Here is a 17,041-nt window from a genome sequence, read left to right on the forward strand (position 1 = left end):
TTTTATGATTCTCCTGGGCTTGTGTTCGCCTGCGAAATGTTTCGTCGGATCGTTTCAGGTCATGCTCCAGCATCCACATGCGCATTTTTCAGGTCGACTGCTGACGGCGCGTTCGCCGATGCCAGGAGTTGCGTGACCTGGTCCTCGGTCGGAAGCGCCTCGCGCCCGCCACGCCCCGTTATCGAAACGGCCGCCGCCGCGGCCGCGAATGCCACCCGGCCCGCGGTGTCGGCTCCGCGCGTCAACGCATGGGCATAGGCGCCATGAAAGCAGTCACCCGCGCCTGTGGAGTCGACGACCGCAACCCGGTGCGGGGGCAGGTGCCAGAGACCTGTCTCTTCACGGCCGCGATAGTACACACCCCTGCCTCCATCGGTCAGAACCACGGCGGATCGCGATGGCAACCACAAGGCATCGAGCATCTCGGCAGGCGATCGGCGCCCCGTGGCAGTCCGTGCAAAGCTAAGTGGAACAATGAGATGGTCGCAGAGCGCGATCAGCCGCTCCGTGGCGGGGCCGCTGCTCCATTCGATATCGCCGAGGATCGCAAGGCCGAGATCGCGAGCCCGAGCCACGACATCCAGCGACCCGGTCGCATAGCTATCTACGATCAGGACGGTTGCGCGGCTGAGGATATCGTCCGGAAAGTCCGGAGCGGTGCCCAGCATCGCGTCGTCGTCATACGCGATGAACCTTTCCCCGTCCGAGCCGACGGTGATCCGCGAGTGCACCGGGCGCGCGTCGGGATGGCGCGGCGCGAATGCGGTTTCAATACCGCTCGCCACGAGATCGAGCTGCACCGCGTTGTCCGAGGCACTGGCCAGCCATCCGACGAACCCGGCGGTTCCGCCGAGCCGCGCGACGGCGGCCAGCGCCGTCGCGACATTTCCCCCGAAGGCGCGGGTACTTTGCAGAACCTTACCCTTGCCCGCCGACAATGGCTGATCGACGTAGACGATGTCGTCGATCGCAATAGCGCCGAAGCCGAGGATCGAGGGGATGGTGGGCATCGTTCAGGCACCCGCCTTCGCCAGGGCGTCTTGCGCCGAAAGGCCGTCATGGATGACGCCGCGAAAGGCAAGCGCTGCCTTCTCCGGATCGCCGTGCCCCCAGAGATTGCGGCCGACCACGGCGCCGCGCGCGCCGGCACGGATGGCGTCCGCCGTCTGCTGAAGCGCGCCGAGCAGCGTATCGGTCTTTGGACCGCCCGCGATGACAACCGGCACCGGGCAGGTCCGGACGGTCTCCCGGAACGACTCGAAATCGCCGGTGTAGCCGATCTTGATCACGTCGACGCCGGACTCGTAACCGATGCGCGCCGCATAGGCGATCTCGTCGGGGGTGAAGACGATCTTTGCTCCGTCGGTGAAATCGCGAGGGTAGATATGCGCCACCACAGGCATGCCGTAGCGGGCCGCCGCATTCACCGAATCGGTCAGCCAGCGTATGTATTTGCCCTCCGTCGCGCCGCGCACCGGAATGGCCACGGCCAACGCATCGGCGCCCGCGCGCACCGCATCCTCGGGCGTTGCGATCAGTTCGCTGATGCGATCGTCCGCGGTGAAACAGCCCGCCTGAATTACCAGGGAAGCTTTGCCCGCATATTGCGGCCACAGATGGCGCGCAGTGCCAGGCTGGATGCTGACATAGTCGGGTTTCCCCGCCATGACGCGTGCGAGCGCACCCGGCAGGTCGGCAAGGCCGCCTTTGCGCACGTCGCCATAGCCGACGAAGTGGTCGACCGCGCCGCCAAAAAGGTTCCCCGATGGATGCGAGAAGAGGCGCGCGAGGCGCACCTTGGTTCCTAGGCTCATGAGTCCAAAATTCCCTGATCGGTTGGTTTAAAAATGCTCGATCCAGTGTTTCCGAAAGAAAAAAGAAAAACAATCTTTCGAAAGCTTTCGAATCTGCATATTTCCGGTAAGGTGAGCCGAGGCCGGCGCGATTGCTCGGCGCAGGCAGGCAAGGGCAGGGCAATGTTGTCGGAGCAGAGACGCCAATCGATCCTGGGCGAGGTGCAACGCAGCGGACAGGTTCGCATCAAGGACCTGTCGGACGGGTTTGGCGTGTCGGAGGTCACGGTGCGCTCCGACCTCGAAATACTGGACCGCAAGGGACTGCTGACCAAGACCCGTGGAGGGGCGGTGACCCGGACCACCGATTCGACGACGGCCGCGTTCGCGCGGCGGATGCAAACGAACCTCGACGCAAAGAAGCGCATCGCCCGGGCGGCGCTGGACCTGTTCGAGGACAACCAGTCGGTCATCTTCGACGGCGGCTCGACATTGATGCAGCTTGCCATGCAGTTACCGCCGCTCAGCAATGTCGTGGTCGCGGCCACGGCCATGAATATCGTGCAGCATCTTATGCATCGTCCCGGGCTCGACGTTCATATGATCGGCGGCCGGGTCTATCCCGACACGGTGAGCACGCTGATCACCGATGCCGATACGGCTCTCGGCGGCCTGGTAGCGCATCAGGTATTTGTTGGAGCGCATGCGATAGACTCGTCACTGGATGTGGTCGACGTGAACGAAGACATGGCGCGAACGAAGCGGAACCTCGTTCGCATGGCCCGGCGCGTTGTCTTGCTCGCCGATTCGAGCAAATGGGGCGTCAGCGGGACGTCCAAGGCATTTTCGCTGTCGGCCGTCGATGTGGTGATCACCGACGATGGCCTGCCCGGTCCAATACGCGGTGAGCTTGATAGGGTCGGGGCCAAGGTGATCTATGCCTGAAGCCGTCCCGGTCTCTGATGCGCGACGGAAGACGCGCATGACCCACGGGCTTCGCAGCGGCCGTCGGCCTTTTTTCATGCCGGTCATGTTCTCCTCCTCGCGCTGGCGGCCTCCCAATGCGCGCCAGAATTCTCATAAGCTCTATAAAAATTTTACGCGCGTCAACATTTAAAATCCTGTATAGCGGATTGCGGGGGGGCGTGGGAACTGCAACGGTTCGTGCAGCATGCCCTTGGCTTCGGAGGAAAGCTGGAAATGCACGGAAAGTCAGAGACAAAGCTCGGCATCGGTGTCATCGGCTGCGGCAACATCTCGATGACCTATCTGCGCAATGCAGCGCTCTTCGGTGGTGTCGAGCTACGCGCCTGCGCCGACATTTCCGCTGACATGGCCGAGCTGCGCGCCAGCGAGTACGGCATCCGAGCGATTGGCGTCGACACGCTGCTCGCCGACCCCGACATCGACCTCGTGCTGAACCTGACCATCCCGGCGGCGCATTTCGACATTTCGTTGTCAGCGCTCTCGGCGGGCAAGCATGTCTTCACCGAAAAGCCGCTGGCAACCTCCGCCGCCGACGGCCGCCGCCTTGTCGCCGAGGCCGCGAAGCGCGGCCTGCTGATCGGCTCGGCGCCGGACACATTCCTGGGTGCAGCCGGCCGCCGCGCGCGCCGGCTGATGGATGACGGCGCGATCGGCAAGCCGGTGACCGGCACCGCCTTCATGATGGGACGGGGCATGGAGCACTGGCATCCCAATCCGCAATTCTATTATCAGCCCGGCGGCGGTCCGGTGTTCGACATGGGTCCCTACTACCTGACCATGCTGGTCAACCTGCTCGGACCGGTCGAGCGCGTCATGGCGATGGCGACGCACGGCCAGGAGGAGAGGCTGATCACGGCCGACGGGCCGTTCAAGAACACGACATTCAAGGTCGGCACGCCGACCAACATAGTGTCGCTGCTCGAATTCCGTTCCGGCGCCACCGTCACCTTCGGCGCCTCCTGGGACGTGTTCAAACACTCCAACCATCCGATCGAACTGCACGGCACCGAAGGCTCGCTCAGGCTGCCCGACCCCGACACGTTCGGCGGCACCGTTTCGCTGTCGGAGCGTGGCGCCGACTGGGCCGATTTCGCCAGCGAGAGCGAACTCTATGGCGACCGCAACTGGCCCTATTCCGCGCCCGACCGCGCCAATTACCGCATGCTCGGCGTCGCCGATCTGGCGCGCGCGCTGGCCGCGGGCAGAAAGCCGCGCGCCTCCGGTGAGCTGGCGCTGCATGTGCTTGAGATCATGGAGGCGATCCTGGCTTCGGGCGAAAGCCGTGGCTCGGTTGCCGTCAACGGCACGGTCGACCAGCCGCCGCTGCTTGGCGAAGACGAAGCCGCAACCCTGCTTGCCTGACGGGAGATTCGTCCGTGACATCGCCACCGTCCCCGTCGACACTCGATCCGGAGGCCCGGCATGTGCTCGAGCTCGGCAGCCAGGCCGGCGCGCCGCCGTTCGAAACGGGAACGCCTGAGCAGGCGCGCCGTGCCTACAATGAAGGCTTCCCGACCCTGCAAGGCGAGCGCGAGCTGGTCGCGTCGATCAGCGAGCGCATCATTGCAGGACCCGGCGGTCCGCTGAGGCTCAGGATCTATCGCGGGCAGGGCGCGCCTTCGGCAGGCGCTCCGGCGCTGCTCTATCTCCATGGCGGCGGCTGGGTGATCGGCAATCTCGACTCGCATGACGAGATCTGCCGCTGGTTCGCCAACGAGGCAGTCGCTGTCGTCGTTTCCGTCGACTACCGGCTGGCGCCGGAACACAAGTTCCCGGCGGCAATAGAGGATTGCCGAGCGGCACTTGCTTACATGCAAAGCGCCGCGGACGAGCTCGGCATCGAGGCTGCCCGCATTGCGGTTGCCGGCGACAGCGCCGGCGGCAATCTCGCTACGGTGCTCGGCCTGCTCACGCGGGGGGACAAAAATCCGCCGGCAGCGCAGCTGCTGTTTTATCCCAACACCGATGCCGGGCAGACGACGGACAGCTATCGCCGCTTCGCCATAGGCTTTGGCCTGACCGCCTCGACCATGGCCTGGTTCCGCGACCATTATATCCGCAATGCCGCCGACATCGGCGACTGGCGTACCTCACCGCTGAAGGCGGAAAGCCTCGCCGGTGCGCCGCCCACCTTCATCGCCATCGCCGGTCACGACATCCTCGCCGACGAAGGCGAGGCCTATGCCAGGCGTCTGCAGCAGGCCGGCGTGCCGGTCGTGCTGGAACACTGGCCCGGTCAGATCCACGGCTTCGTCTCGATGGGCCGTCACGGCCCGGCAGCGAGACAGGCGGTTGCCGCCGCCATTGCCGCGTGGCGAAGCTTCGATCCTGCCTTTGGAAAGGCTCAAGCGGACTGACGCATCACCAGGGCGGCGTCGAGGCTGACCTTCGGCGCGACGTTTGCCCTATCCTCGTTGAGCAAAGCGAGCAGTGTCTCGACGCTGCGCCCCGCCATGGCGGCAAAATCCTGCGCGATGGTGGTCAGTGCGGGGCAGGTGTAGCGGCTCAGCGGATGGTCGTCATGGGCGGCGATACGCAGGTCGCAATCGGCCTTGCGGCCGATCTTCAGCCCTTTCGCGAAGGCTGCCGCCATCACGCCGAAGGCCAGGCGGTCATTCGCACACAGTATGGTCTTGCCGGGCAGACCCCCGGTCTTGCCGGGCAGACCTCTGGTCTTGCCCGGCAGGCCGCTGGCCCCGAGCATCTGTTCCATCTGCTCGTAGCCGATGCGCTCGAAATCCCATGTGTAGTCTCGGGTGTCGCCGATAACCACCGGCTCCTGGCCAAGCTGACGCATCGCGGCGACGTAACTGTTCAGGCGCTCCGGCGAATTGTGATTGACATGCGGGATGTCGAAATAGATCGGGGCGTCGCCGGAGCGGCAGAGATAGTCGACGATGGTCGAGACGCTCTGGGCATTGTTGTTGCCGACAAAGGGCGTGCCGCCTTCAAGATAGGTGTCGAAATAGACGACCGGCATTGTCTGGGTCAGCTTCTCCAGCGTGCGCCGGTCCGAACGCAAGCCGAGCGGCGCGATCAGCGCGCCCGAAACTTTCAGCGACAGGATGGTACGTGTCGCCTCCATTTCGAGCTCGGTTGAGCCATGCGAGGAGATGACGATCGGCCAGTAGCCCTCGTCGCGCAGCCTGAGCTCGATGCGGCTGACCATTTCGGAATAGAAGGGATCGGTGACCGTCGGTACGACAATGCCGATGGCGCGGGTGCGCTTGCGGTTGAGGTTGCGGGCAAACAGATTGGGCTGGTAGTCGGACGACCGCAACGCCTCTTCGATGCGCTTGCGCGTTGCCGGCTTGACGCTGGTCGGATCGTCGAAATATTTCGACAGCGTCGGCCTGGAGACGCCGCAGGAGCGGGCGAAATCCTCCATCGTCTTGTGCGTCATTGGCATTCAATCCTCGTCTGGCACGCGCCAGAACCTCGGTCATCCCTTGACGCTGCCCACGGTCCTGCAGCCGGCGCGTCCGCCACGCAACGGCAGACGAAATTTACAGGAAACGTCAGTGGGTTCAACGCGCAATGACAGATTATACCGTGCGTAAATTTGTTCAATTGACGCGAAAATTGTCGCGCATCAAAGTCTCGGTCACAAAGAGCGCTGAAACAGTCCAGGCACCATGACACAACAGATCGATCGGCTTCTTTCCCAGCTTTATCGTCGGCTCGATGCCGCCGCGGTTGTGATCGGCGATGCTATCGATCCGCGCTACAGCGACGACCTCTCCGGCAAGGGCGGCGGCCAGCCCGAACTGGTCTTGCGTCCGCGCAACGCCGCCGACGTCGCCGAAATCCTGCGCCTATGCAGTGGTATCGGCCAGAAGCTGGTCGTCCATGGCGGCCGCACCGGGCTGGCCGGCGGCGCGCGCGTGCAGCCGGGCGAAGCGGTGCTGTCGCTGGAGCGCATGACCGCGGTCGAAGCGCCCGACCGCGCCGCGGCAACCATCATCGCGGAAGCCGGCGCGCCGCTGCAAATGGTGCAGGAAGCGGCCGATGCGTCCGGCCTGATGTTCGGCGTCGATATCGGCGCGCGCGGCACGGCGACGGTCGGCGGCAACATCGCCACCAATGCTGGCGGCATTCGCGTGCTGCGCTACGGCATGTACCGCGCCCAGGTGCTGGGGCTGGAGGCCGTGCTTGCCGACGGCTCGATCCTGACTTCGTTGCGTGGCCTGGCCAAGGACAATTCGGGATACGATCTCAACCAGCTTTTCATTGGCAGCGAAGGCACGCTGGGCGTGGTTACTCGCGCCTGCCTGCGGCTGCATCCCAAGCCCGCCACCGAGGTTGCCGCCTTTTGCGCCCTTGGCTCGCTGGAGGCGGCGATTGCGTTGCTGGGGTTGCTCAAGCAGCGGCTCGGGCCCTTGCTTTCGGCCTATGAGGTAAACTTCTCGCCGCTCTACGGCGCCATGATTGCCGGCATGGCGGCGCCGGCGCCGCTGCCTGCCGGCGCGCCGGTTTATGTTTTGGCCGAGATCCAGGGCAACCAGGCCGAGCTGGACGGCGAGCGTTTCGCTTCGGTGCTGATGCAGGCGGTCGAGGACGGCATCGTCGACGACGTGGTCGTCTCGCAGTCGCCGCGCGAATTCCGTGCGCTATGGGATGTGCGCGAAGAGGCCAACCGCTTCCTGTTTGCGATCGAGGGCATGATCGGCGTCGACATCAGCATCCCGTTGGCGACCATGGCGGGTTTCCTGCGCAACGCCGAAGCCGCGATCCACGCCGTCGACAGCCGCGCCGAGATCTACGTCTTCGGCCATCTCGGCGACGGCAATCTGCACTATCAGGTCGACACCACGGAACCGGCGGCCGCCTATGAGATCATCTATCGCGGCGTGGCGGCATGCGGTGGCGCCGTCTCGGCCGAGCACGGCATCGGCCTCGACAAGAAGAAATGGCTGAACCTCGTGCGCAGCGACGCCGAACTATCAGCCATGCGCCGGCTGAAGGTGGCGTTCGATCCGCACAACATTCTCAACCCAGGGCGGATTTTCGATATCATTTGATCGCCAGGAGGATCTAGCTTGCAACTGGCGAGAGCAGCGCGTGGAAGTCGACCGTTCTCATCTGCTCGACGCCGTTCAGAGTCATATTTCCCGCGACATAGACGATGATTGCCAGACCGAGCCAGCCGATCCAGCGATACCTGGCAAGCAGCGCCGCCACCAGCGTCGAGGCGACCGCCATCAGAACCACCGACAGGATGAGACCGAACACCAGCGCATTCATGTCGTGGGCGGCGGCGCCCGCCACTGCCAGCACATTGTCCAGCGACATCGAGACATCGGCGACGACGATCTGCAGGATCGCGGTGCGCAGCGCCTTGGCCGGCCGCGCCGTCGCAAGTGCTGCGGCTTCATTGTCGACGTCCTCGCCGTCGCCGGCCGAGCGCAACTCCTGGAACATGTTCCAGCACACCCAGAACAAAAGCATGCCGCCGACCAGCATGATCCCAGGAATTTCCAGCAGCTGCACCGCGATCACGGCAAAGACGATGCGGATCACCGCCGCCGCGGCAATGCCGGCGATGATCGCCTTCTGCCGCAACGCCTTGGCGAGGCCTGCGGCCGCCATGCCGATCACCACGACATTGTCGCCAGACAGCACAAGGTTGATGGTGATGACTTCCAGATAGGCGGCGACAGTCGTCTGGTCGAAACTCATAAAGCGGTCTCCCCGGAAGGCTCCGGCTGGTTGCGGGCGCATCGGACCGATGTCTGCGCAAACGCGAAGACAGCTGATTTGAGTGCAGCCCGGTATTGAAACAAGACGCCAGCGCGGCCAATCGGTCCTCATCCACGGAATTCATCGCCGGGTCGTGATTTCCGACCAGAAATGCCCGTCCCAGAATGCCCATCATGGAAGGAAGACAAAAGCGTTCCGCTTGCCTATCAATATTGCCGACCAAAGGAGAGACGAGCATGAGCAAGACGGCACTGATTTGCTGGGGCGGATGGGAGGGTCACACGCCGGCCCGCAGCGCCGCTGTCGTCAGCGATATATTGACGGGGCATGGCTTCGAAGTGCGGATAGAAGAGGGCACATCGGCGCTCGCCGATCCGCAGCTCCCGGTCATCGATCTGATCGTGCCGGTGATCACCATGTCGACGATCGAGAAACCGGAGCTGCAAAACCTCACCGCCGCCGTCAGCGGCGGAACCGGCCTTGCCGGCTTCCACGGCACAATGGGCGACAGTTTTCGCAACGAGCCGGCCTATCAGTTCATGACCGGCGGCCAATGGGTCGCGCACCCCGGCGACATCATCGACTACCGTGTCGACATCATCAGCGACGATCCGATCGTCAGGGGTATCGAGGGTTTCGCCTACCATTCCGAGCAGTATTACATGCATGTCGACCCGAGCAACGAGGTGCTGGCGACGACGACGTTCAGCGGTGAGCATCTCGACTTCATCGACGGCGTCGTCATGCCCGTGGTCTGGAAGCGCCGCTACGGCAAGGGCCGCGTCTTCTTCAGCGCGCTCGGCCACACCGCGGATGAGTTTTCCGTGCCGCAAATGCGCACCATCTTCGAGCGTGGGGTGCTGTGGGCCAGCCGATCGGCCTGATCCCGGGCTTGGCGTCAAGCTGAGCGCAGTGGGACGGATTGCTTATAGCGATCGTCCAGTTCCGCGAAGCGGCGCTCCCGACACTGCTGGGGGCGCGCTGGCGAAGGAATCGCCAATGCCATGACACTCGAGCCGTATCGTTCGACGGGCGGCTTTTCGGAGGACTGGATGGCGTCGGGATACGGGAAAGTAGAAGACTCTAATTCTCTCTGAATCCTCGATTGAGCGAGTCGCGAACCGGCGCCAGCATATAGTCGAGCAGTGTGTGCTCGCCAGTCAGGATCATCACTTCGGCAGGCATGCCGGGCGACAATTTTACGTCATGGAGGTTTGCGAGGTCAGCCATATTGACTTTGATCTTGGCGAGAAAATAGGGTTCTCCGGTCCTCTCGTCCGTCAGCCGGTCGGCCGATACCGAGGTGAGCAACCCGTGGATTTGCGGAAGATGCCGTGTTGGATAGGCTGACAGCACAACGCGTGCCGGCATGTCCGGATGCACCATGTCGATGTCCCGCGGCTTGATCCGTGAATCGATGACCAGGTTGGACTCATTCGGAACGATATCGAGGAGGGGCTGGCCGCTGGAAATCACGCCAGATTCAGTTGTGACACGCACGTTCATCACTGTTCCCGCGATCGGCGCGACAATGTCAGTCCTGGCCAGCACATCCTGACGCGAGGGTAACAGGCTCCGCAATTCGGCCAGATCGCCGCGCACCTTGCCAAGATCCTCGTTCGCTTTCTCACCATCCTGTTGCCGCAAATTGAGAAGCTGCAGCTCGGTCTCGCCGATCTGCTGTTCGTTGCGCGCGACCTGCGACCGGTTCGACGCCTGGCTCGCTCGGATGTCGGCCTGGGCACGCTGCAGCGCAAGGATCCGCGGCAGGCGCTCCAATCCCTTTTTGTACATTTCCTGTGCCGAAGCGATCTCGCGGTCGATCAGCCCCAGTTGCTCCTCCTCGGCTGCGATCACTTCCCTGGACCCGGTGATTTGCTCCTCTATCTGCCGTATCCGCTTGTTGAGGATCTGCTCGCGCCCCTCGCGAGTGGCAAGGCGGCTGCGAAGCAGTTCCTGCTCTTCAGCGGCCACTTTCTGCCCGGCCTGGTTGTCAGCCGATGTCAGTTCCTTGGGAAAAATGATCTGATCTTCTCCGGCAAGCTCCGCACCCAAGCGCGCTTCGACGGCCAGCAAGCGAATGTAGCGCTCATGCAGCTCGTCGTAGCGGCCCTGTGCATCGGTCGTCTTCATGCTTATCAGAACCTGGCCCGCTGTGACCTTGTCGCCATCCCGCACGTGGATCATCCCGATGATGCCGCCCTCCAGATGCTGAACGGTCTTCCGGTAGCCGTCCGGGCTGACGATGCCGGGGGCCACGATGGCGCTGGCCAGGAGGGCCACGTCTGACCAGAGGGCGATGCCGCCGACAAAGAACAGCGCGGAGAAATAGCCGAGTATACGCGCTGGACGCGTCCGGCGATTCAGGTCGCGCTTGCTATCGCGATATGCAGACGAACGCCGCCGGACAAGCCCGACAAGCACGAGCACGAACAGCGCGGTGGCAGTTGCAGCCAGCGCGGCGCGCGCCGGCACGTCCAGGCTGTCGAAACGGTTCGAAGCCGCCGCAGCTAGATCTCCAGCAGCGACAACTAACCTGTCCAGCACGTCACGCAGGCTGGCCATCAGCATGTCCATCATCTTCGACAGGTCGCTAAATCGGTCGCTCATGGCTCACTCCGCCGCCTTCAATTTTGCCGGAACGACGACGCTGGTCTTGTCTTGCCCGGACGACGGCACGGCAGTCGGTTTGCGGTGACCGCCCAGCGCGCCCAGCACCTCGTCGCGCGTGCCGAACATCTTAACGGTGCCGTCGTGCATGAAAACGACATGATCCGCCGTACGCAGCAGATTCGTCTGGTGGCTGACGAGAATGACGGTGCAGCCCCGTTCCTTCAAATGGTGAAGAACATTGAACAGAGCCATTTCACCATCGCCGTCGAGGCCAGTGTTCGGTTCGTCGAGCACGACGAGCGCGGGATTGCCGAATAGCGCCCGGGCGAGAGCGATGCGCTGACGTTGGCCACGCGAGATTCGCGCCCCATGCGGCCCCACCTCCGTTTGATAGCCATTTGGCATCCGCAATATCGTCTCGTGGATACCTGCGGCCTGCGCCGCGGCGATCACTGCGGCACTATCGACATCGCGCAAGCGCGCAATGTTGTCGGCGATCGTTCCCGGAAACAGCTCGACCTGCTGCGGCAGGTAGCCGATGTGCATTCCAAGCTGGTCCGAAGGCCAACTCGCGAGCTCTGCGCCGTCCAGCCTTACATGACCGAGCGAAGGCCGCAACGTTCCCACCATGAGGCGGCAAAGTGTGGTCTTGCCGGAACCCGACGGACCAATCACGCCGCAGGTCTCGCCGGCCTCGACGTTGAAGGATACTTTGTTCATCAGGGCCTGCTGTGTACCCGGCGCATGGTAGTGTGCGTTCTCGAGCCTTAGCCGGCCTTGCGGGCGGGGTAAGGTCACTTCACCGCCCTGCCTAGAATTGGTGTCCGCGAACAGGCGCATGAGGTTGCGACGCGCGGTGCGAGCGGTAACCAGGCTGCGCCAGGCTCCGATCGAGCGTTCTATCGGCGCAAGCGCGCGGCTCAGCAGTACCGATGCCGCGATCATCGATCCGGCCGTCAGTTCGCCGCGCAAGACAAAGTAGGCGCCAAGTCCCAGCACGGCCACTTGCAGGGCCATGCGCAGCGAGCGCGACAGGCTCCCGATGCTGGTCGTGCGACCGAGAAGTTGCGCCTGGATGGTCATCAACGACTGCTGCTTTTCTTCCCAGCGCTGCAGCGCCGAGCCCGACATGCCGAGCGAGCGCAACGTCTCAGCGCCATCGATGTATTGGCCGGCCGCGACCTGGTTGCGACGCAGCTCTGCCGACGTTTCCTGGCTCCTGCGGCGGGTAAAGAAATCATTGGCGAGCGCGCCGCAGAACAAAAGGATCGCCCCGATGAGTCCGAGCACGCCCAGTGCTGGGTGCAGAAGCCACATGAAAGCCAGGAAGACGGGCGTCCACGGCGCGTCGAGAAAGGTCAGCATGCTGTCGCCACCGACGAAACCGCGCAGGTCCGCTACGTCCTTCAGGCCGGCCTCGACGTTGCTACCCGCGAGGCGAGCCTCCATGGCTCGTTCGATCACCGGGACGTTCAACTGGTCGTCGAGCCATTGGCTGATATGGCCGAGGATCATGCGGCGGGCTTGTTCCAAAAGGCCATAGACGGCGATCGCGCCGATCACCGCCAGGGTGAGCCACACCAGCGTGTCGATCGACCCGCTCGACAGCACCCTGTCGTAGATCTGCAGCATGTAGACGGTGCTGGCGAGCATCAGGACGTTTGCAAGCAGGCTGAAGATGAGCAGGGCGGGCGCCTGGCGCCGGGCCAGATGCATTACCTCTTCGAACTGCGGTCTTGGCTGCGGCACGGCTCGCCCCCCATTGTGATGCTTTGGATTGTGCCGGCCGGGCGCCAGGAAAGGCGCCCGCCCGGTGTCGGGTCAGATGATGCCGTCCGGGGCGTCGACATGGACCGAGAACGTGTCGGTAAAGCTGTCATTGTCGCCGTCGACGAGATTGGCCGTGAAATCCAGGTCGAGCGGCGCCGGGTTGGACTCCTGCTCGAGCGAGAACTGAATCACGGGGATCTTGACGGTGCCCACGCCCATGATGAGCTGGACCGCCTCGATCTGCTTCGCGCCGCCGTCGATCTCGAAGTACTTCCCGCCCTCCGCGACGTCAGGAATGAGCGGGTCGTGGCGCGGGGCATTGCTGAGCATGCCCGCCGTCACGTCGGTAGGACCGCTGACGGTACCGTCCGTATAATAGACGATGTAATAGAGGTCTTCCGTAGCCGGGTTGTAGCCGCCGACGGAGTTGTCGATATAGACCGTGACCTTATCCACGTCTTGCTGGGGATTGACCACGAAGCTCTCGTCGCCCGAGGTGATTGAGGTGCCGGCGAACAGCGGGGTACCCCCGCTCTTGCCGTCGAGGTTGTTGTTGTTGACGCCGATGCCCGAAGTCGACACGTTCATCTTCGATGAGCTGTTGATCAGGCTAGTGGCACCATACCCCTCCAGCGTTGCCTCGGTAGGGTCATTGTTGACCAGGTCTTCGATGTCGTTCGGGAAACTGCCCGCCCCATTCTCCAGGGGAGCGGTCACCAGATTGCTGAAGAAGATGACGTCACCGTCGTGACCGGTCGGCGGGAATTGCAGCGTTTGCACCGCGTCCGGACCGCCCGCCTTCAGCGAACCCTGTGTGGTGTCGAAGGTCGTGATCGTTCCGGGAGGGGTGTCGACGTCAAGGTCGTAAGTGCCGTTGACCGGATCGAAGGTCAGTGTGAAGTCCACGTCTTCAGCCGTGCCGTCGCCGTTGAAGTCATCGTGGATCGAGCCTGTGAAGGTGTAAGGGTCTGCCGCGTCCGGTGTCAGGGATAGGCCCGACGTTACCGTCGGGTTGGAGTCGATTGTATAATCGTCCAGCGTTACGCCCAGCAGGTTGAACCCGTCGGCGCCTGGGTCGTGCGTCCAGGTGCCATGGGCGCCACTGTCGTAGTCACCGGTTGCGTTCTCCACAGCAATTGCCGGCCCGGTGTCTTCGAAGGTGAAGGCACCGCCTATGTCGACCGAGGTGTGCGCGCTGTCGCCGTCGCCGTCGGTTGCGGTTGCGGTCAGGCTCACCAGGTTGGCGGCAAGGATGACCGGAGTGTCCGCCTCTACGGGATCGGTTGGATCGCCATGGACAACCGCACGCGACTGGTCGAGGGTCACGTTGCCGTCGGCATCGACCGAGATGCGGAACACCTCATCCGTGCCGGCAGTGCCGACGATGTCGCCGCCGACAACATTGAGAAGCACCTCAAGGCCGCTGAGCGTATCGAACACGCCGCTGGCGACGTTACTGCCGCCGCCGAGTACATCCAGCGTGTAGGTCACATCGTCGGTGGCCGCTGGTCCATCGACGCCAAAGTTCGGCGTGAACAGCGCCGCGAAGCTGGTCGAGTCGTCGGTAACGAAGTCCGAATCGCCGACCACCAGGGTCGGTACGTCATTGCCGGACGGCACGATCGATGGGCCGTCATCGTCGAAGTTGATCAAGGAGCCGACCTCTGCGCTGGCGACGTTGGTCTGATCTGTGCCGAAATGCACTTCCTTGACATCGAAATAGTCTTTTTGCTCGTCAATGTTCTTGATAGTGAAGCGGTCAAAGGTTGCGTCTGCGGTGAAATCGACCGTCACACCCTCGCCGACATTGTGAAGGATCACTCCCAGGTTGGTGTAATCAACCGTGATGCCCAGGGTGGCGGCATCCGTTACCACGCCGTTCAGCTTGAAAGTCACTGAGGCGATGTTGACTTCCGCATCGTTGTCATCACCCGGTAACGTGGCGCCTTTCGCGTTGTCATCATTGTTGTAGGCGTGGACCTCTATGTCAGCCACGGTATGGGTCGGAGTAGACTGCGAAATCGAGAAACCCGCGGTGGAGACGGTCTCGATGTGATCTGTGTAGTTCGGCGCGGTCGGCGTGTTGGTAAAGTTCTTGCCGGCGCTCTGGGTGCCGCCGTTGATCAGGTCGATCTGAAGCTCACGGCCAAAGCGCACGTCTTGTGATGAGACGCCCAGGCCTTGCGTGCTGACATTGACTTCAGCCTGTACGCCATTGTCATGAGCCGTGACCAGGATCTTCTGCGTGCTCGCCGTGTCAGCGTCGAGGATATACCACTTGTTGTGTCCGGGAGGGGCGTCACCAAGCGAGCTGAAATTCAGGACGCTGGTCCCGGTGACCGAGGCGTAGACTAGCTGATCCAGATCGATTAGATCGACGTCCGCGTTGTCAGGGTCCGGATTCATCAACGCCACGTACTGGACCAGGTACAGGTCCGCGTCGCCGTCCAGCGCAAACGAGAAGGCGAGGGGATCGAGTAATGGATCGGGCTCGCCAACTGAGGTCGGGTCAGAGGTCCCAATGACGCCGATCACGACGTCTGCATTGTTCGGGTCCTGGAACAGCCAGACATAATTGCCATCGACCGTCCGGATGCCGGTGACCGCGCCGTCGGTGGGTGAAAACGCAGTTCCCGAAGAGTCCTGGGCGAGAACGACCGAGGTGATGGTCTCCCCTGGGTCCGCGGAGGCCACCACGAAGTCCTCCTTGAAGGCGACCTCCAGCGCGGTGCCAAGATTCAGCAGATATTGCAGCGTGGTGTTGGTGCTGTACAGCGGATCGGATGGGTCAATATCATTGTCCGTGAGGCCAGCGCTCTCATCGATGATGATGTCATGAGCTGTGATGTCGATTGCCATGGAGATTCTCCCCTTTTTGAACAACATCAAGAAAAGGGGTTCACCCCCACCCGATGTCGGATGCACCTACCCCAGGGCATCCGCCGGCGCACAGAATTGCGGCCGTTTATCCTCCATTGTGCCGCCGACGCAGAGGACGCGTCCATTCGCGGTTCGATAGTGTTATGGTGAATGCCCCTACCTGATCGAACGATATACATCCTTCGAAAGATCGAGCCGCGACAGGCGCTCGCGGGCAACCGCGTTGGTATGGATCGATCGATATGCCGTGGGTTTCCGGCCTTTTGTCGGCATCTTGTCGACGCAGCCTGCCTTGCCAGCTCGCCGAAGGTAGGATCAAAGCCCGCTTTTGTGACTTGGTCCCAGATGGTCGGAAGCTTCGCCAAAAGTCGCCCAGGCGAGTTCCGCCCTGCTGCCGAGGCGGAGCTTCTCGTAGACGTGATGCAGGTGCATCTTCACCGTGCCTTCGGATACATGCAGTCGCTGCGCAATGATCTTGTTGCGCAGGCCGCGTGAAACAAGGCCGGCGACTTCCGTCTCGCGTCCAGTAAGCTTTGGCGCGCGCTGAGGCAGCGATCTCGGCGTCAGCAGATGCTGGAGGATATGGTCGTCGACCCACTTTCGGCCGCCTGCCACTGCATTGGCGCATTCGACAAGGTAGCTGTGGCTGATGCCGTCCATCAGCAGGCCGTCGGCATCGAGCTTGGGGATTTCGTTGAAGTCGAATCCGCCGTTTGGCTGCAGGATGTAGATGATGCCCAAAGGGCTGCTGGTGGCTCTCAGCCTTGCGGAAAGGCCGGCCGTCTGCCGGTCCACACCATCCAACCCTATGATGACAAGATCGGGCCGGTGGCGCTCCACCAAGGGGAGAACCTCAATCGTGTGGTGGCATTCTGCGACAACGCTGTGTCCCGCCTTCCGCAAAACCCACTCCAGACCGGCGAGATACACCCCCCGCGGGTCCGCGACTACCAAGCTCGACATGGGAACACGTCCGTAAAAAACGCAACGAACTTTGTTTAATATGTCAAGAAACCAGAGCTTCGGTCGATTGTCAAGGAGTTGCTAATATTGTAGTATATTCAAGGCTATGAATGGCATTTTCTGCGTTCGACAGGCCCGCCGAAGCGCTCGTGATCGCGCAAGGCGCCTCTGGATTTGACGCCTGTTAAGCTGCCAGTGATGACGGATTTTTGAGCTGTCTTCTCCCCTTGGGCAGACAGGCGGAGCTACTCGCAAAGCCAAATCATATGTTCTATGCTCGCTGGCATCACTGCGTTCGACAGCCGTGATCGGAACTGAGGTCTGTTGTCCTGAGG

13 protein-coding genes are annotated in these 17,041 nt (G+C 62.6%); 5 read left to right on the forward strand and 8 right to left on the reverse strand.

The features are described from left to right. Positions 1-59: 59 nt before the first annotated feature. Together NKJ58_RS21110 and NKJ58_RS21115 are read right to left on the reverse strand one after the other, a co-directional pair. Positions 60-1,010 carry a PfkB family carbohydrate kinase gene (locus NKJ58_RS21110; RefSeq protein ID WP_023732215.1) on the reverse strand — a complete coding sequence of 317 codons (951 nt, stop codon included), beginning with the start codon at positions 1,008-1,010 and terminating at the stop codon, positions 60-62. A gap of 3 nt (positions 1,011-1,013) precedes the next feature. Beyond that, a complete protein-coding gene (locus NKJ58_RS21115) occupies positions 1,014-1,814 on the reverse strand; it encodes a beta/alpha barrel domain-containing protein (RefSeq protein ID WP_023692211.1) in 801 nt (266 codons plus the stop codon). A gap of 162 nt (positions 1,815-1,976) precedes the next feature. Here NKJ58_RS21115 and NKJ58_RS21120 point away from each other — a divergent pair, with 162 nt between their 5' ends. The 3 genes from NKJ58_RS21120 to NKJ58_RS21130 all read left to right on the forward strand — a co-directional run bounded on the left by NKJ58_RS21120 (position 1,977) and on the right by NKJ58_RS21130 (position 5,137). Then, positions 1,977-2,738, forward strand: a complete 762-nt coding sequence (locus tag NKJ58_RS21120; RefSeq protein ID WP_023682641.1) for a DeoR/GlpR family DNA-binding transcription regulator — start codon at positions 1,977-1,979, stop codon at positions 2,736-2,738. Between the two features lie 255 nt (positions 2,739-2,993). Next, a complete protein-coding gene (locus tag NKJ58_RS21125; RefSeq protein ID WP_023732214.1) occupies positions 2,994-4,142 on the forward strand; it encodes a Gfo/Idh/MocA family protein in 1,149 nt (382 codons plus the stop codon). A gap of 14 nt (positions 4,143-4,156) precedes the next feature. After that, positions 4,157-5,137 carry an alpha/beta hydrolase gene (locus NKJ58_RS21130; RefSeq protein ID WP_023830367.1) on the forward strand — a complete coding sequence of 327 codons (981 nt, stop codon included), beginning with the start codon at positions 4,157-4,159 and terminating at the stop codon, positions 5,135-5,137. Here NKJ58_RS21130 and NKJ58_RS21135 read toward each other — a convergent pair. Beyond that, a complete protein-coding gene (locus tag NKJ58_RS21135) occupies positions 5,125-6,189 on the reverse strand; it encodes a LacI family DNA-binding transcriptional regulator (RefSeq protein WP_031200553.1) in 1,065 nt (354 codons plus the stop codon). The genes NKJ58_RS21130 and NKJ58_RS21135 overlap by 13 nt on opposite strands. A 226-nt stretch (positions 6,190-6,415) precedes the next feature. Between NKJ58_RS21135 and NKJ58_RS21140 the strand changes: the two genes are divergently transcribed. Next, positions 6,416-7,801: an FAD-binding oxidoreductase gene (locus NKJ58_RS21140; protein WP_023724280.1), complete on the forward strand. Its 1,386-nt coding sequence runs from the start codon at positions 6,416-6,418 to the stop codon at positions 7,799-7,801. A 13-nt stretch (positions 7,802-7,814) separates the two neighbouring features. Here NKJ58_RS21140 and NKJ58_RS21145 read toward each other — a convergent pair whose 3' ends face one another. Further along, positions 7,815-8,459 carry a YjbE family putative metal transport protein gene (locus tag NKJ58_RS21145; protein WP_352519175.1) on the reverse strand — a complete coding sequence of 215 codons (645 nt, stop codon included), beginning with the start codon at positions 8,457-8,459 and terminating at the stop codon, positions 7,815-7,817. 257 nt (positions 8,460-8,716) lie between these two features. Here NKJ58_RS21145 and NKJ58_RS21150 point away from each other — a divergent pair, with 257 nt between their 5' ends. Further along, entirely contained in the window at positions 8,717-9,364 is a 648-nt protein-coding gene (locus tag NKJ58_RS21150) for a ThuA domain-containing protein (RefSeq protein WP_352511498.1), read from the forward strand. 199 nt (positions 9,365-9,563) lie between these two features. On the opposite strand, the gene NKJ58_RS21155 is transcribed toward NKJ58_RS21150, so the two are convergent. From NKJ58_RS21155 to NKJ58_RS21170, 4 genes are all read right to left on the reverse strand, one after another. After that, positions 9,564-11,090: an HlyD family type I secretion periplasmic adaptor subunit gene (locus NKJ58_RS21155; protein WP_352444507.1), complete on the reverse strand. Its 1,527-nt coding sequence runs from the start codon at positions 11,088-11,090 to the stop codon at positions 9,564-9,566. A 3-nt stretch (positions 11,091-11,093) separates the two neighbouring features. Continuing rightward, on the reverse strand, positions 11,094-12,809 hold the full coding sequence (locus NKJ58_RS21160; protein WP_023726319.1) for a type I secretion system permease/ATPase: 1,716 nt from the start codon (positions 12,807-12,809) through the stop codon (positions 11,094-11,096). Positions 12,810-12,914: 105 nt separating this feature from the next. Then, positions 12,915-15,722 carry a DUF5801 repeats-in-toxin domain-containing protein gene (locus tag NKJ58_RS21165; protein ID WP_023726320.1) on the reverse strand — a complete coding sequence of 936 codons (2,808 nt, stop codon included), beginning with the start codon at positions 15,720-15,722 and terminating at the stop codon, positions 12,915-12,917. A gap of 336 nt (positions 15,723-16,058) precedes the next feature. Continuing rightward, entirely contained in the window at positions 16,059-16,706 is a 648-nt protein-coding gene (locus NKJ58_RS21170) for a LuxR C-terminal-related transcriptional regulator (RefSeq protein WP_031244072.1), read from the reverse strand. Positions 16,707-17,041: the final 335 nt, after the last annotated feature.

It is taken from the genome of Mesorhizobium sp. M0139, assembly GCF_040322455.1.
In the GTDB taxonomy this organism is placed as follows: domain Bacteria; phylum Pseudomonadota; class Alphaproteobacteria; order Rhizobiales; family Rhizobiaceae; genus Mesorhizobium.

What these genes read in the sequence shown, in the direction of transcription:
- NKJ58_RS21140 (WP_023724280.1), top strand. Translation starts at nt 6,416, where the DNA reads ATGACACAACAGATCGATCGGCTTCTTTCCCAGCTTTATCGTCGGCTC.
- NKJ58_RS21115 (WP_023692211.1), bottom strand. Translation starts at nt 1,814, where the DNA reads ATGAGCCTAGGAACCAAGGTGCGCCTCGCGCGCCTCTTCTCGCATCCA.
- NKJ58_RS21120 (WP_023682641.1), top strand. Translation starts at nt 1,977, where the DNA reads ATGTTGTCGGAGCAGAGACGCCAATCGATCCTGGGCGAGGTGCAACGC.
- NKJ58_RS21125 (WP_023732214.1), top strand. Translation starts at nt 2,994, where the DNA reads ATGCACGGAAAGTCAGAGACAAAGCTCGGCATCGGTGTCATCGGCTGC.
- NKJ58_RS21110 (WP_023732215.1), bottom strand. Translation starts at nt 1,010, where the DNA reads ATGCCCACCATCCCCTCGATCCTCGGCTTCGGCGCTATTGCGATCGAC.
- NKJ58_RS21135 (WP_031200553.1), bottom strand. Translation starts at nt 6,189, where the DNA reads ATGCCAATGACGCACAAGACGATGGAGGATTTCGCCCGCTCCTGCGGC.
- NKJ58_RS21150 (WP_352511498.1), top strand. Translation starts at nt 8,717, where the DNA reads ATGAGCAAGACGGCACTGATTTGCTGGGGCGGATGGGAGGGTCACACG.
- NKJ58_RS21145 (WP_352519175.1), bottom strand. Translation starts at nt 8,459, where the DNA reads ATGAGTTTCGACCAGACGACTGTCGCCGCCTATCTGGAAGTCATCACC.
- NKJ58_RS21160 (WP_023726319.1), bottom strand. Translation starts at nt 12,809, where the DNA reads ATGCATCTGGCCCGGCGCCAGGCGCCCGCCCTGCTCATCTTCAGCCTG.
- NKJ58_RS21155 (WP_352444507.1), bottom strand. Translation starts at nt 11,090, where the DNA reads ATGAGCGACCGATTTAGCGACCTGTCGAAGATGATGGACATGCTGATG.
- NKJ58_RS21165 (WP_023726320.1), bottom strand. Translation starts at nt 15,722, where the DNA reads ATGGCAATCGACATCACAGCTCATGACATCATCATCGATGAGAGCGCT.
- NKJ58_RS21170 (WP_031244072.1), bottom strand. Translation starts at nt 16,706, where the DNA reads ATGTCGAGCTTGGTAGTCGCGGACCCGCGGGGGGTGTATCTCGCCGGT.